Genomic DNA, 13,771 nt, shown 5'->3' with positions numbered 1-13,771 from the left:
CATGGAGATGATTTTATTCCGGGATAACACCCGGGCGCAGCAAACCGATATTGTCGCCGTACAGTCGCAGGTGGTGTACGGCAGCGTGGGAAACAGCATCGCGGTGCCGAATATTCGCACCCACCGGCTGAACGTTACCGCCGTGCCGACGGTGCTGTTCAGCAATACGCCACACTACGACACCTTCTACGGCGGGGTGATCCCGGACGAGTGGTTCAGCGGCTACCTGAAGGCGCTGGAAGAGCGTGAGATTTTACGCGAGTTAAAAGCGGTGACAACCGGGTATATGGGCAGTGCCAGCCAGATCGTGCTGCTGGCGCAGTGGCTGAAGGCGATCAAAGTGCAACATCCCGATCTGCTGGTGCTGGTTGACCCGGTAATCGGGGATATCGACAGCGGGATGTACGTGAAGCCGGATATTCCTGAAGCTTACCGTGAGCATCTGCTCCCGCTGGCCCAGGGCATTACGCCCAACGTGTATGAACTGGAAGTGCTGAGCGGCAAACCGTGCCGTACGCCGGAGAGCGCCATTGCCGCCGCGCAGGGGCTGCTGTCCAACTCGCTGAAATGGGTGGCTATCACTAGTGCGCCAGTGGCTGACGATCCGCAGAATATCCACGTCGTGCTGGTGAGCGAAGAAGGTGTTACCGTTAGCGCGCACCCGCGCGTAGAGACGGATCTGAAAGGGACGGGGGATCTGTTCTGTTCGGAGCTGGTGAGCGGTATCGTCGGGGGTAAAACCGTGGCCGACGCCATTCGCATGGCGGGCGACAGGGTGACTGACGTGATGATCTATACGCAGTCGAAAGGCTATGACGAGCTTATCCTGCCTGCATAAACAAAAATGGCGCCCGAAGGCGCCATTTTACCGTGCGGCAAGAATTACTTCTTGATGCGGATAACCGGGGTTTCACCCACGGTAACGCTGCCAGACAGTTTGATCAGTTCTTTAATTTCGTCCATGTTGGAGATAACAACCGGCGTCAGGGTAGACTTGGCTTTTTCTTCCAGCAGTGGCAGATCGAATTCAATTACCGGGTCGCCAACTTTAACACGCTGGCCTTCTTCCGCGATACGTTTGAAGCCTTCGCCTTTCAGTTCAACGGTGTCGATACCGAAGTGAACGAACAGTTCGATACCGCTATCGGATTCGATAGAGAACGCATGGTTGGTTTCAAAAATTTTACCGATGGTGCCGTCAACTGGAGCAACCATTTTGTTGCCAGTTGGTTTGATAGCAATGCCATCACCAACGATTTTCTCAGCAAACACTACATCCGGCACGTCTTCGATGTTGACGATCTCGCCGGAGAGCGGAGCAACAATCTCAATAGTTCCGGAGTCTTTCTTGTCATCAGAAACCAGAGATTTCAGTTTATCGAACAAACCCATGATCTTCTCCTAAGCAGTAAATTGGGCCGCATCTCGTGGATTAGCAGATTGTTTTTTCTTCAATGAACTTGTTAACCAGCGTCATTAACTCGTCCGTTGTCGGTTGAGCAAGAGCCTGCTCTGCTAACACCTTCGCATCTTCGAAGTTCGTGTTACGGATAATCTTCTTAATGCGCGGGATGGAAATGGCGCTCATAGAGAATTCGTCCAGACCCATACCCAGCAACAGAAGTGTAGCACGTTCGTCGCCTGCAAGCTCACCACACATGCCAGTCCATTTACCTTCTGCATGAGAAGCATCAATAACTTGCTTGATCAAATTCAGTACGGACGGTGACATTGGCTGGTAGAGATGTGAAATCATATCATTACCACGGTCAACTGCCAGGGTGTACTGCGTTAAATCATTGGTACCGATACTAAAGAAATCAACTTCTTTGGCTAAATGACGCGCAATGGTCGCGGCTGCCGGTGTTTCCACCATCACGCCGATCTCAATGGATTCGTCAAATGCTTTACCTTCGTCGCGCAGTTCCTGTTTGTAGATTTCGATCTCTTTCTTCAGTGCACGCACTTCTTCAACAGAGATGATCATCGGGAACATGATGCGCAGTTTACCGAAAGCGGAGGCACGCAGAATAGCGCGAACCTGGTCACGCAGGATCTCTTTGCGATCCATGGCGATACGCACGGCACGCCAGCCCAGGAACGGGTTCTCTTCTTTCGGGAAGTTCATGTACGGCAGCTCTTTGTCGCCACCGATGTCCATGGTACGGACGATAACCGCCTGCGAGCCGCACGCTTCCGCAACCGCTTTGTACGCTGCAAACTGCTCTTCTTCCGTTGGCAGAGCGTCGCGATCCATGAACAGGAATTCAGTACGATACAGACCCACACCTTCCGCGCCGTTGCGCTCAGCGCCGTCAACGTCACGTACGGTACCGATGTTAGCGCACACTTCAACCTGATGGCCGTCCAGCGTGATGGCTGGCAGATCTTTCAGTTTAGCGAGTTCCGCTTTCTCGGTAGCAACCTGCTCCTGAACGGAACGCAGCTGCTCGATCACATCGTTAGTTGGGTTGACGTAAACCACATTGTTTACGGCATCCAGAATCAGATAGTCGTCGTTTTTAACCTGAGAGGTAACGCTACCGGTACCCACAATGGCTGGCAGCTCCAGAGAACGCGCCATGATAGAGGTGTGGGAGGTACGTCCACCTGCATCAGTAATGAAACCCAGCACCTTGTTCAGGTTCAGCTGTGCGGTTTCAGACGGGGTCAGGTCAGCGGCAACCAGGATCACTTCGTCCTGAATCGCGCTCAGATCGATGATGGCCAGACCCAGGATGTTGCGCAGCAGGCGCTTACCGATGTCACGTACGTCAGCCGCACGCTCTTTCAGGTATTCATCGTCCAGCTCTTCCAGGGCAGATGCCTGACCTTCGATAACTTCATGCGCAGCCGCGTCGGCCGTCATGCCTTTATCTTTAATCAGGGCTATGATTTCCTGCTCCAGCTCCTCATCTTCGAGCAGCATAATGTGCCCTTCGAAGATGGCTTCTTTTTCTTCACCGAAAGTTTCGCCAGCTTTAGTTTTAATCGCTTCCAGTTGCGCAGATGCCTTGGCACGACCGCTCAGAAAACGTTCAACTTCCTGATCAACCTTGTCGGCAGAAATTTTTTTCCGGTCAATGACGATTTCGTCTTCTTTCAGCAGCAATGCTTTGCCGAAAGCGATACCCGGGGATGCTAAAATGCCTGAAATCATAACCCTACCTTACTTGTGACTGATATTGAAAAGAACCCGGTAAACTTACTCGAGTTCAGCCATCAGCTTAACCAGATGCTCAACTGCTTTCTGCTCGTCTTCACCTTCAGCGGAGATGGTAACAACGGTACCCTGAGTCAGGCCCAGAGTTTGCAGCTTGAACAGGCTTTTTGCGCTAGCGCTTTTGCCGTTGGAAGTCACAGTGATTTCAGAAGTGAAGCCTTTCGCTTCTTTAACAAACTGAGCAGCAGGGCGGGTGTGCAGACCGTTCGGAGCGGTAATGGTAACTTCTTGCTGGAACATTGTATTTCCCCAACTTATAGGTTTAGTGTTGTGGAACTAAAGTCTAGCCTGGCGACTTAACTTTAGCCTGTATAGTTAGCGCTGACGTTTCAATCGTCATTAAACATTATGCAGTGAAAGCAAGACTTGAACCAAATCATAAAATCGATTCAGCAGCGCTATTTCGTTCACCGATTAATTTCGCGCATCAAAATAATTGCTGGTTTAAATACCAGACCCAACGGGGTGAAGCAATGCCAGGAGGGGTAAAACTTTGAAGCAGGCCACAAAAAAGCACCTGAAAAGGTGCTTTTTTACGCGTTTTTAACATGCTGGCATCACTGTTGCAGTTCTTTCTCTGTGAAGAGATCGGCAAACAGTGCTGTGCTTAAGTAACGCTCACCCGAAGACGGTAGGATAACCACAATGTTCTTATTGGTAAAGGTTTCGTCTTCCAGCAGTTTGAGCGCTGCCGCAACCGCCGCACCGGAAGAGATACCCGCCAGAATGCCTTCCTCGTCCATCAGGCGACGCGCCGTAGAGATGGCTTCTTCATTGGTGATGGCGACCACTTTATCGATCAGCTTCAGATCGAGGTTGCCTGGAATAAAGCCAGCCCCGATACCCTGGATTTTGTGCGGACCTGGTTTGATCTCTTCGCCTGCCAGCGCCTGAGCGATAACCGGCGAGTCGGTTGGCTCAACGGCAACGGTAATCAGATCTTTTTTACCTTTCGTGCCTTTAATATAGCGAGACACCCCGGTCAGCGTACCGCCGGTGCCTACGCCGGAGATAAACACATCAACCTGACCGTCGGTATCTTCCCAGATTTCCGGGCCGGTGGTTTTCTCATGAATTTCCGGGTTGGCCGGGTTGCTGAACTGCTGGAGCAGCAGATACTTTGCCGGATCGCTGGCGACGATTTCTTCGGCCTTCTGAATCGCGCCCTTCATGCCTTTCGCGCCTTCGGTCAGGACCAGGTTCGCACCCAGCGCTTTCAGCAGCTTACGACGCTCAATGCTCATGGTTTCAGGCATAGTCAGCGTCAGCTTATAGCCACGCGCCGCCGCAACATAGGCCAGAGCGATACCCGTATTGCCGCTGGTGGGTTCAACCAGCTCAACGCCAGGTTTCAGCACGCCACGCTTTTCAGCATCCCAAATCATATTCGCACCGATACGGCATTTAACGCTGAAGCTTGGGTTACGAGATTCGACCTTCGCCAGAATGCGTCCATTACCGATACGGTTCAGTCGAACCAGGGGCGTATGACCGATAGTCAGCGAGTTGTCTTCATAAATCTTACTCATGGCCTGTCCTTAACTGTATGAAATTGGGATACCGACCCAGCATACCTGTTGAACAGGTATGGGGAAGTAAGGAAATCGCATATCTATATGCTGCAAGGAAATAATGGGGATCAGTATGGAATAAGGGGCGGCATAAGCCACCCCTCTTTTACACATTTTTGCATTACTTCCATAACGCGTGCTTAGCGCGGTAGCAGTCCACCCACATCGCCGTCGCGCCGCATACGGCAACGGGCATGATGAACAAATTCAGGAAAGGGATCATGGTGAACAGGCTGGTCAGCGCGCCAAACTGCATATTGGCAACCTTCTGAGTGCGCAGGGCAGTGCGCATCTCTTTAAACGGCACTTTGTGGTTATCGAACGGATAATCACAGTACTGGATAGCGAGCATCCAGGCGCTGAACAGGAACCACAGCACGGGCGCGACCGTCTGGCCAATCCCGGGTACAAAATAAAGGATAAGCAGCACAATCGCCCGCGGCAGGTACCAGGCGAACTTCTGCCATTCACGCTTCATGATGCGGGGGAGATCTTTCACGAGCCCCAATACGCCCGTGTCAGGTGGCGTCGCACCGGTCAGGCGCGCTTCAAGCTGTTCGGCCAGCAGACCGTTGAACGGCGCGGCTATCCAGTTTGCTATCGTCGAAAAGAAATAGCCGAAAACCAGCAGCACGGAGATAACCGCAATCGGCCAGAGCAGATAGTCTAGCCACTGTAACCAGTCCGGCACATAGCTCATCAGGGAAGGGATCCACGTTTCCAGTCTGGTGAACAGCCACCAGAAGGCCCCGCCCATCAGAATAATGTTGATCAGTAACGGCAAAATAACGAAGCGTCGAATGCCCGGCAGGGAGACCAGTTTCCAGCCCTGAGAAAAGTACCAGACCCCGCTGCGTGGGGCAGAAGAAGATGTTGAAACCATACCAGGCTGTACTCCTTTTTACACAACCAGTGGAATTGCCCGCCTATATTATCCAGTTACGGGCCAATGACCAGTTCGGAAATGTTCGAAAAACCAGCAAAAAGCACGATTTAGTTCATCTTTATGCTGTGAATGCTCTGCATACACTTGCACTTGACGTAAACGGCAAATACTCTTAGTGAGTAAATGTTTGCCGTGGTGGCAAGGTGTTAGAACAACAGAGAATATAATGATGCAGGATTTGCGTCTGATATTAATCATTGTTGGCGCGATCGCCATAATCGCTTTACTGGTACATGGTTTCTGGACCAGCCGTAAAGAGCGTTCCTCTATGTTTCGCGATCGTCCACTGAAGCGCATGAAGTCCAGTCGTGACGACGATGACGTTGAAGACGACATCGACGGTCTTGACGACGACGGCGTGGGTGAAGTTCGTGTTCATCGGGTCAATACTGCGCCCGGCGCAGCGCATGGAGAGCATGAAGCCTCCCGCGCTCCGCAGCACCAGTATCAACCACCGTATGCCTCTGCCCAGCCGCGCCAGCCAGCGCCGCCGCCAGTGGAAGAACCTGTTCGTCATCCGCCGCACCAGCCTGTGCAACAGCAGCCCGTTGCGCCACAGCCTGTACAGCCGCAACCTGTCCAACAGCCTGCACAGCCAGTGCATCAGCCACAGCCTGTTCAGCAGCCGCAGCCAGTGCATCAGCCACAGCCTGTTCAGCAGCCGCAGCCGGTACAACAACCGCAGCCGCAGCCTGAACCGCCTGCGCCACAGCCCGCCCCGCGCGCTGAGCCAGAACCGGTTGTTGAAAAGCCGCAGCGTAAAGAAGCGGTGATCATTATGAACGTGGCTGCTCATCATGGCACCCATCTGAACGGTGATGTGCTGCTTAACAGCATCCAACAGGCAGGCTTCAAGTTCGGCGACATGAATATTTTCCATCGCCACCTGAGTCCTGACGGCAGCGGTCCGGCGCTGTTCAGCCTGGCCAATATGGTCAATCCAGGCACGTTTGACCCGGAAATGACCGGTGATTTCGTCACGCCAGGCGTTACGATCTTTATGCAGGTGCCGTCCTACGGTGACGAGCTGCAAAACTTTAAGCTGATGCTACAGTCCGCTCAGCACATCGCCGACGAAGTGGGCGGTGTGGTGCTCGACGATCAGCGTCGAATGATGACGCCGCAGAAACTGCGCGAGTATCAGGACCGCATCCGCGAAGTTAAGGAAGCGAACGCGTAATCGTCGCGTTAACTTCAACTCCTCCTCAACCCCCGCCTGTCGGGGGTTTTTCTCATTGATGGTGCGATATGGACTCAATCGAACAACAACTTACTGAACTGCGAACCACGCTTCGCCATCATGAATATCTCTATCATGTTATGGACGCACCGGAAGTGCCGGATGCGGAGTATGACCGCCTGATGCGTGAACTGCGCGAGCTGGAAGCGCAGCACCCCGAACTGATTACGCCCGATTCTCCAACGCAGCGCGTCGGTGCGGAACCGCTGGGCGCTTTCAGCCAGGTGCGCCACGAAGTGCCGATGCTGTCGCTGGATAACGTGTTTGATGAAGAGAGTTTTCTGGCTTTCAACAAGCGCGTGCAGGATCGCCTGAAGAGCGTCGACAATCTGAGCTGGTGCTGCGAGCTAAAGCTGGATGGTCTGGCCGTCAGTATTCTTTATGAGAACGGCGTGATGGTGCGTGCCGCAACGCGCGGCGACGGCACTACCGGGGAAGACATCACCACCAATGTGCGCACTATTCGTGCGATCCCGCTGAAACTGCGTGGCGATAACATTCCCGCCCGGCTGGAAGTGCGCGGGGAAGTGTTCCTTCCGCAGGCGGGCTTCGAGAAGATCAACGAAGAAGCGCGTCGTACCGGCGGGAAAGTGTTTGCTAACCCGCGTAACGCGGCGGCAGGTTCGCTGCGTCAGCTCGATCCGCGTATCACCGCGAAGCGACCGCTTACTTTCTTCTGCTACGGCGTCGGGATCCTGGAAGGCGGTGATCTGCCAGATACCCACCTGGGTCGTTTAATGCAGTTCAAAGAGTGGGGATTACCGGTAAGCAACCGTGTGCAGCTCTGCGACTCTCCGGAGGCGGTGCTGGCGTTCTATCACAAGGTTGAAGAAGATCGTCCCACGCTCGGGTTTGATATTGACGGCGTGGTGATCAAGGTTAATTCGCTGGCGTTGCAGGAACAGTTGGGATTTGTGGCCCGTGCGCCACGCTGGGCGGTGGCCTTTAAGTTTCCGGCGCAAGAGCAGATGACCTTCGTTCGCGACGTGGAGTTTCAGGTCGGACGTACGGGGGCCATTACGCCTGTGGCGCGTCTGGAGCCTGTGCAGGTGGCTGGCGTGCTGGTTAGTAACGCCACGCTGCATAACGCCGATGAAATTGCGCGTCTGGGGCTGCGAATTGGTGACAAAGTGGTGATTCGCCGCGCGGGTGATGTGATCCCACAGGTGGTTAACGTTGTGGAGTCTGAACGTCCTGCCGATACCCGTGCCATCGAGTTTCCAGCCCACTGTCCGGTATGTGGTTCTGACGTTGAGCGCGTGGAAGGTGAAGCGGTAACGCGCTGTACGGGCGGGTTAATCTGCGGCGCGCAGCGTAAAGAGTCCCTGAAGCACTTCGTCTCCCGCCGGGCGATGGATGTGGACGGAATGGGTGACAAGATTATCGACCAGTTAGTTGAGAAAGAGTACGTCCATACGCCTGCGGACCTCTTTACCCTGACGGCAGGTAAGCTGACCGGTCTTGATCGTATGGGACCGAAATCTGCCCAGAACATCGTTAACGCGCTTGAGGCGGCCAAAAACACCACCTTTGCCCGTTTCCTTTACGCGCTCGGCATTCGTGAAGTCGGAGAGGCGACGGCGGCAGGGCTGGCGGCGTATTTCGGCACGCTGGACGCGCTGGAGAAAGCCACCATCGACGAGCTACAGAAAGTCCCTGATGTCGGCATTGTGGTCGCCACCCACGTTTTCAACTTCTTCGCCGAAGAGAGCAACCGTGAAGTGATCGGTAAATTACTGGAACAGGGCATTCACTGGCCCGCACCGGTAGTGGTTAATGCCCAAGAGATCGACAGTCCGTTTGCCGGTAAAACGGTGGTGCTGACCGGCAGCCTGAGTCAGCTTTCACGCGATGACGCGAAAGCGCGCCTGGTGGCGCTGGGGGCAAAAGTGGCGGGCAGCGTATCGAAGAAAACCGACCTGGTGATTGCCGGGGAAGCGGCCGGTTCGAAGCTGGCAAAAGCGCAGGAGCTTGGCATCGAGGTAATCGACGAAGCGGAAATGATGCGCCTGTTAGGAGAGTGACGTGGAAAAAGAGCAGCTCGTTGAGATCGCCAATACGGAGATGCCGTTCGGTAAATATAAGGGTCGCAGGCTGATTGATTTACCGGAAGAGTATCTGCTGTGGTTTGCCCGTAAGGATGAGTTCCCCGCCGGGCGTCTGGGCGAGCTGATGGCTATCACGTTACTGATCAAAACAGAGGGGCTGACCCAGCTGGTTCAGCCCCTGAAACGTCCTTAAACTTTCGCGGCGTGGGTCTCTTCCTGCGCCAGCTTTTCCGTCTGCGCCTTGTAACGCCGCGCCAGTACCGCACACACCATCAGCTGGATCTGATGGAAAATCATCAGCGGCAACACCATCATCCCAATGACAGACGTCGGGAAAAGAATATTGGCCATTGGGATCCCGTTGGCCAGGCTCTTTTTCGATCCGCAAAATACAATGGTGATTTCATCGGCCTTATTGAAGCCGCATTTGCGGGCCACAAAGACGTTAACCGCGATGACAATGGCCAGCAGAACGATGCTTACCACCACAATAAACAGCAGCGATCCAGCACCCACCCTGTGCCAGATGCCGTTCACCACGGCTTCGCTGAAGGCCGTGTAAACCACCAGCAGAATGGAGCTTTGGTCCGTTTTCCCGATCCATTTTTTATGTTTCGCCACAAACTCCCCAATCCAGGGACGGGATAAGTGTCCGAGCACAAACGGCAGCAGCAGTTGCAGACAAATTTTACCCACCTGCTCCAGATTGCCTTCCGCCCCGTGCATGTTCATTAGCAGACCGACCAGCAGCGGTGAAACAAAGATCCCGAGCAGGCTGGAAGCGGAAGCAGAACAAACCGCCGCCGCGACGTTACCGCCCGCCAGCGAGGTAAAGGCAATTGCAGACTGCACGGTGGCCGGCAAAATGCACAGATAAAGGAAACCGGTATACAGCGCCGGATCGACATTCACCGGCGCCCACCAGGCGAACAGCACGCCCAGAACCGGGAAGAGGATAAAAGTGCTGCACATTACCCACAGATGCAGTCGCCAGTGGCTACCGCCTGCAATAATGGCTTCCCGGGAGAGTTTGGCGCCATGCATAAAGAACAGCAGGGCAATGGCTGCCGTGGTCAGTCCTTCAATAACCGGAACGAAACTGCCCCGCGCCGGGAAGAACGAGGCCAGCAAGACGACACCAATCAGGGTCAGCGTAAACGGATCAAGGATACGAAAAAGTTTCATAATCACTCCTGAAAACAGATGCCGCTATTGTGCTTTCTTCCCTTTGAGAAATAAAATTGATTTATTGCATCCATTCATGAATTAAACAGATGAATTATTCGTTACGTCAGCTTCGCGTTTTCGTCACCGTCGCGCAGGCCCGCAGCTTTAGCCGGGCAGGGGAGATCATTGGCCTCAGCCAGTCGGCGGTGAGCCATAGCGTTAAGGAGCTTGAAACGCAAACGGGCGTGAAGCTGCTCGACCGCACGACGCGAGAAGTGGTGCTCACCGAAGCGGGACAGCAGCTGGCAATGCGTCTGGAGAGGCTGCTGGATGAACTGAACAGTACGCTCAGGGATGTCGGCCGGCTCGGCCAACAGCTTTCCGGCACCGTGAGAGTGGCGGCGAGCCAGACGATTTCGGCGCATCTTATTCCCCAGTGCATCGCTGAAAGTAATCACCGCTATCCGGATATTGATTTTGTTTTGCATGACAGGCCGCAGCAGTGGGTACTTGAGAGTATCCGTCAGGGGGATGTGGATTTTGGCATCGTTATTGATCCCGGAGCGGTAAGCGACCTGGAATGTGAAGTGGTACTCTCGGAGCCCTTTTTATTGCTCTGCCGCGATGATGATCCTCTGGCATCGCTGCCGCAGGTGGCCTGGCAGGCCTTGCAGGGGGCAAACCTGGTGTTACAGGATTATGCATCAGGCAGCCGCCCGCTGATAGATGCCGCACTGACCGCGCAGGGTGTTAAGGCAACCATTGTGCAGGAGATTGGGCATCCTGCCACGCTGTTCCCCATGGTCGAAGCGGGGATTGGCATCAGCGTTCTGCCGGCGCTGGCGCTGCCACTGCCGCAGGGGAGTCGTTTAACGGTGAAGCGTTTCGTACCCTGTGTCGAACGCCAGCTGATGCTGGTACGCCGTAAAAACAGGTCTCTTTCCGGCGCGGCGCATGCCTGCTGGGATGTGGTGCGTATGCAGGCCGAACGTTTGATGGAGGCCCGCACACGCGATCCACTTTTTAACGAAACCAATAATCAGACGTAGATATTAATCTGATGTTCTGCGGAGGGCTTATTGATGCCTTCCGCGACTGCCTCACCTTTTTCCTGCTTTGGCATCGCCTCTTCGGCCTGCTGACGCTGCAATTGCGCCAGCTGTGCCTGCAACATAGCCAGCTGAGATTCGAGTAATTCTTGCTGCTTTTGCTTTTCTTCTGCTGTGGCATCACCCATGGCCACTTCTTTGAGCTGCTGAGTGACTTTCGTTATCTGTTTGGTCAGACGGGTGATTTGAGAAGCAATGTCGTTTCCGCCGGAGCTGTTATCTACGCTGCCGATTTCCATCGCCGACAGAGAAACGGGCTTAAGAGTTGTCATATTGAGATCCTTTTCGCCATAAAATAGAGGTATCGGCAAAGAAGGCGTGAGCTTGAGTAAAACAAGCGGTCTGGCTGCAATGGGGATGTGCTATGTCGCAGATAGCAAAAAAGCGCCTTTAGGGCGCTTTTTTACATTGGTGGGTCGTGCAGGATTCGAACCTGCGACCAATTGATTAAAAGTCAACTGCTCTACCAACTGAGCTAACGACCCGAAATGGTGGGCGATGACGGGCTCGAACCGCCGACCCCCTCCGTGTAAAGGAGATGCTCTACCAACTGAGCTAATCGCCCATTTCGGAACTGCTGCGATAAGGTGAGAATGGTGGGCGATGACGGGCTCGAACCGCCGACCCCCTCCGTGTAAAGGAGATGCTCTACCAACTGAGCTAATCGCCCAATCTCAATTCTTATCTACACTGCGAGTCTACCGAAGTAGATGGTGGGTGATGACGGGCTCGAACCGCCGACCCCCTCCGTGTAAAGGAGATGCTCTACCAACTGAGCTAATCACCCCCGCTGTGTGGAGTCGCATTATAGGGAGAGTTGAAAATGAGTCAACGCATTTTCTAAAGTTTTTATTCGTTCGTCGTAAAATTAGTCAAAACGATCGCAAAACGGACTGTGGCGCATGATTTATAAACAAAAACAGCAATCTCGAACCGGATAAAGTGATCGACATTGAGGAATCGGCCCACAGTGATAGAATATTGCCCATTGTTTTCTTCCCGGAATTTGCCGATTACCGGCATCTTTATAACGTAAGGCCATTTCATGAAAATCAAAACTCGCTTCGCGCCGAGCCCGACAGGCTATCTGCATGTCGGTGGTGCACGTACCGCTCTCTACTCCTGGCTTTTCGCACGTCACAACAACGGTGAGTTTGTGCTGCGTATTGAAGACACCGATCTGGAGCGCTCAACGCCGGAAGCAATTGAAGCCATTATGGATGGGATGAACTGGCTGAATCTGGCGTGGGACGAAGGCCCATACTTCCAGACCAAACGTTTTGACCGCTATAACGCCGTAATTGACGAGATGCTGGTGGCAGGCACGGCCTATAAGTGTTACTGCTCCAGGGAGCGTCTGGATGCGCTGCGCGAAGAGCAAATGGCAAAAGGCGAAAAACCGCGTTATGACGGTCGTTGCCGCCATGACCACAGCGAGCATGCTGCTGATGAGCCTTGCGTAGTGCGTTTTGCTAACCCGCAGGATGGCTCTGTTATCTTTGATGACCAGATCCGTGGTCCGATCGAATTCAGCAACCAGGAGCTGGATGACCTCATCATTCGTCGTACTGACGGATCGCCAACCTATAACTTCTGCGTAGTTGTGGACGACTGGGATATGGAAATCACTCACGTGATCCGTGGTGAAGACCATATCAATAACACCCCGCGTCAGATCAACATTCTGAAAGCGCTGAACGCGCCTGTACCGGTGTATGCGCACGTATCAATGATCAACGGTGACGACGGTAAAAAGCTGTCCAAACGTCATGGCGCGGTGAGCGTGATGCAGTACCGTGATGACGGCTATCTGCCGGAAGCGCTGCTGAACTACCTGGTGCGTCTGGGCTGGGCTCATGGTGACCAGGAGATCTTCAGCCGCGAAGAGATGATCGAGCTGTTCTCTCTGAACTCGGTGAGCAAATCAGCCAGCGCGTTCAACACTGACAAACTGCTGTGGCTGAACCATCACTACATCAATACCATGCAGCCAGAATATGTAGCGACTTATCTGCAATGGCACATTGAACAGGCAAACATCGATACCCGTACGGGCCCTGAACTGGCGGATCTGGTGAAGCTGCTTGGCGAGCGTTGCAAAACGCTGAAAGAAATTGCTGAAAGCTGCCGTTACTTCTATGAAGAGTTTGACGCGTTCGACGCCGACGCGGCCAAGAAACACCTGCGTCCGGTTGCGCGTCAGCCGCTGGAAGTGGTGCGTGACAAACTCGAAGCCATTACCGAATGGACTGCGGAAAATGTTCACCACGCAATTCAGGCTACCGCTGATGAGCTGGAAATTGGCATGGGTAAAGTCGGTATGCCGCTGCGCGTTGCGGTGACGGGGGCAGGCCAGTCTCCGGCGCTGGACGTGACCGTTCATGCCATCGGCAAATCACGTAGCGTTGCGCGTATCAACAAAGCGCTGGACTTTATTGCTGAGCGCGAAAGCCAGCAGTAATGCTCG

At 53.9% G+C, this 13,771-nt stretch carries 13 protein-coding genes and 4 tRNA genes; 6 read left to right on the top strand and 11 right to left on the bottom strand.

Annotated features, from left to right (window positions below; all coding sequences use genetic code 11):
* The first annotated feature begins 1 nt into the window (after window position 1).
* Window positions 2–838, top strand: a complete 837-nt coding sequence (pdxK, locus tag ACOTZD_RS03575) for a pyridoxine/pyridoxal/pyridoxamine kinase (RefSeq protein WP_003861313.1) — start codon at window positions 2–4, stop codon at window positions 836–838.
* Between the two features lie 44 nt (window positions 839–882).
* Here the strand turns inward: pdxK and crr are convergent, their stop codons facing one another.
* The 5 genes from crr to cysZ all read right to left on the bottom strand — a co-directional run bounded on the left by crr (window position 883) and on the right by cysZ (window position 5,677).
* Window positions 883–1,392: a PTS glucose transporter subunit IIA gene (crr, locus tag ACOTZD_RS03570; RefSeq protein ID WP_003861316.1), complete on the bottom strand. Its 510-nt coding sequence runs from the start codon at window positions 1,390–1,392 to the stop codon at window positions 883–885.
* Between the two features lie 40 nt (window positions 1,393–1,432).
* The gene (gene ptsI / locus ACOTZD_RS03565; RefSeq protein WP_006811455.1) at window positions 1,433–3,160 is read right to left on the bottom strand and encodes a phosphoenolpyruvate-protein phosphotransferase PtsI; all 1,728 of its coding nucleotides are present in this window, start codon (window positions 3,158–3,160) and stop codon (window positions 1,433–1,435) included.
* Between the two features lie 45 nt (window positions 3,161–3,205).
* A complete protein-coding gene (gene ptsH / locus ACOTZD_RS03560) occupies window positions 3,206–3,463 on the bottom strand; it encodes a phosphocarrier protein Hpr (RefSeq protein ID WP_000487600.1) in 258 nt (85 codons plus the stop codon).
* A gap of 317 nt (window positions 3,464–3,780) precedes the next feature.
* On the bottom strand, window positions 3,781–4,752 hold the full coding sequence (cysK, locus tag ACOTZD_RS03555) for a cysteine synthase A (RefSeq protein WP_006811453.1): 972 nt from the start codon (window positions 4,750–4,752) through the stop codon (window positions 3,781–3,783).
* Window positions 4,753–4,915: 163 nt separating this feature from the next.
* Window positions 4,916–5,677 carry a sulfate transporter CysZ gene (gene cysZ / locus ACOTZD_RS03550; protein ID WP_003861323.1) on the bottom strand — a complete coding sequence of 254 codons (762 nt, stop codon included), beginning with the start codon at window positions 5,675–5,677 and terminating at the stop codon, window positions 4,916–4,918.
* A gap of 229 nt (window positions 5,678–5,906) precedes the next feature.
* On the opposite strand from cysZ, the gene zipA reads away from it, so the two are divergent.
* From zipA to ACOTZD_RS03535, 3 genes are all read left to right on the top strand, one after another.
* Entirely contained in the window at window positions 5,907–6,920 is a 1,014-nt protein-coding gene (gene zipA / locus ACOTZD_RS03545) for a cell division protein ZipA (protein ID WP_174402151.1), read from the top strand.
* A 68-nt stretch (window positions 6,921–6,988) separates the two neighbouring features.
* A complete protein-coding gene (ligA, locus tag ACOTZD_RS03540; RefSeq protein WP_421636249.1) occupies window positions 6,989–9,004 on the top strand; it encodes an NAD-dependent DNA ligase LigA in 2,016 nt (671 codons plus the stop codon).
* 1 nt (window position 9,005) lies between these two features.
* Complete coding sequence (locus tag ACOTZD_RS03535; protein ID WP_003861328.1) at window positions 9,006–9,221, top strand: DUF3820 family protein; 216 nt, start codon at window positions 9,006–9,008, stop codon at window positions 9,219–9,221.
* Here the strand turns inward: ACOTZD_RS03535 and ACOTZD_RS03530 are convergent.
* On the bottom strand, window positions 9,218–10,213 hold the full coding sequence (locus ACOTZD_RS03530; protein ID WP_003861330.1) for a bile acid:sodium symporter family protein: 996 nt from the start codon (window positions 10,211–10,213) through the stop codon (window positions 9,218–9,220). The two genes, ACOTZD_RS03535 and ACOTZD_RS03530, sit on opposite strands and share 4 nt — an antisense overlap.
* 89 nt (window positions 10,214–10,302) lie before the next feature.
* On the opposite strand from ACOTZD_RS03530, the gene ACOTZD_RS03525 reads away from it, so the two are divergent.
* Window positions 10,303–11,244: a LysR family transcriptional regulator gene (locus ACOTZD_RS03525; protein ID WP_003861331.1), complete on the top strand. Its 942-nt coding sequence runs from the start codon at window positions 10,303–10,305 to the stop codon at window positions 11,242–11,244.
* On the opposite strand, the gene ACOTZD_RS03520 is transcribed toward ACOTZD_RS03525, so the two are convergent.
* The 5 genes from ACOTZD_RS03520 to ACOTZD_RS03500 form a co-directional block, all read right to left on the bottom strand.
* Complete coding sequence (locus ACOTZD_RS03520) at window positions 11,235–11,576, bottom strand: FlxA-like family protein (protein WP_003861333.1); 342 nt, start codon at window positions 11,574–11,576, stop codon at window positions 11,235–11,237. The two genes, ACOTZD_RS03525 and ACOTZD_RS03520, sit on opposite strands and share 10 nt — an antisense overlap.
* Before the next feature lie 137 nt (window positions 11,577–11,713).
* Window positions 11,714–11,789 (bottom strand) — tRNA-Lys (locus ACOTZD_RS03515).
* A gap of 4 nt (window positions 11,790–11,793) precedes the next feature.
* A tRNA-Val gene (locus ACOTZD_RS03510) sits at window positions 11,794–11,869 on the bottom strand.
* 29 nt (window positions 11,870–11,898) lie between these two features.
* Window positions 11,899–11,974, bottom strand: a tRNA-Val gene (locus ACOTZD_RS03505).
* Window positions 11,975–12,015: 41 nt separating this feature from the next.
* Window positions 12,016–12,091 (bottom strand) — tRNA-Val (locus ACOTZD_RS03500).
* A gap of 258 nt (window positions 12,092–12,349) precedes the next feature.
* Here ACOTZD_RS03500 and gltX point away from each other — a divergent pair.
* A complete protein-coding gene (gene gltX, locus ACOTZD_RS03495) occupies window positions 12,350–13,765 on the top strand; it encodes a glutamate--tRNA ligase (protein WP_003861336.1) in 1,416 nt (471 codons plus the stop codon).
* Window positions 13,766–13,771: the final 6 nt, after the last annotated feature.

This window comes from Enterobacter cloacae complex sp. SHL022, assembly GCF_049237785.1.
Taxonomy (GTDB): domain Bacteria; phylum Pseudomonadota; class Gammaproteobacteria; order Enterobacterales; family Enterobacteriaceae; genus Enterobacter; species Enterobacter hormaechei_C.
The sequence above is the reverse complement of the archived record's forward strand: the minus strand, read 5'-3'. Positions and strand labels throughout refer to the sequence as shown.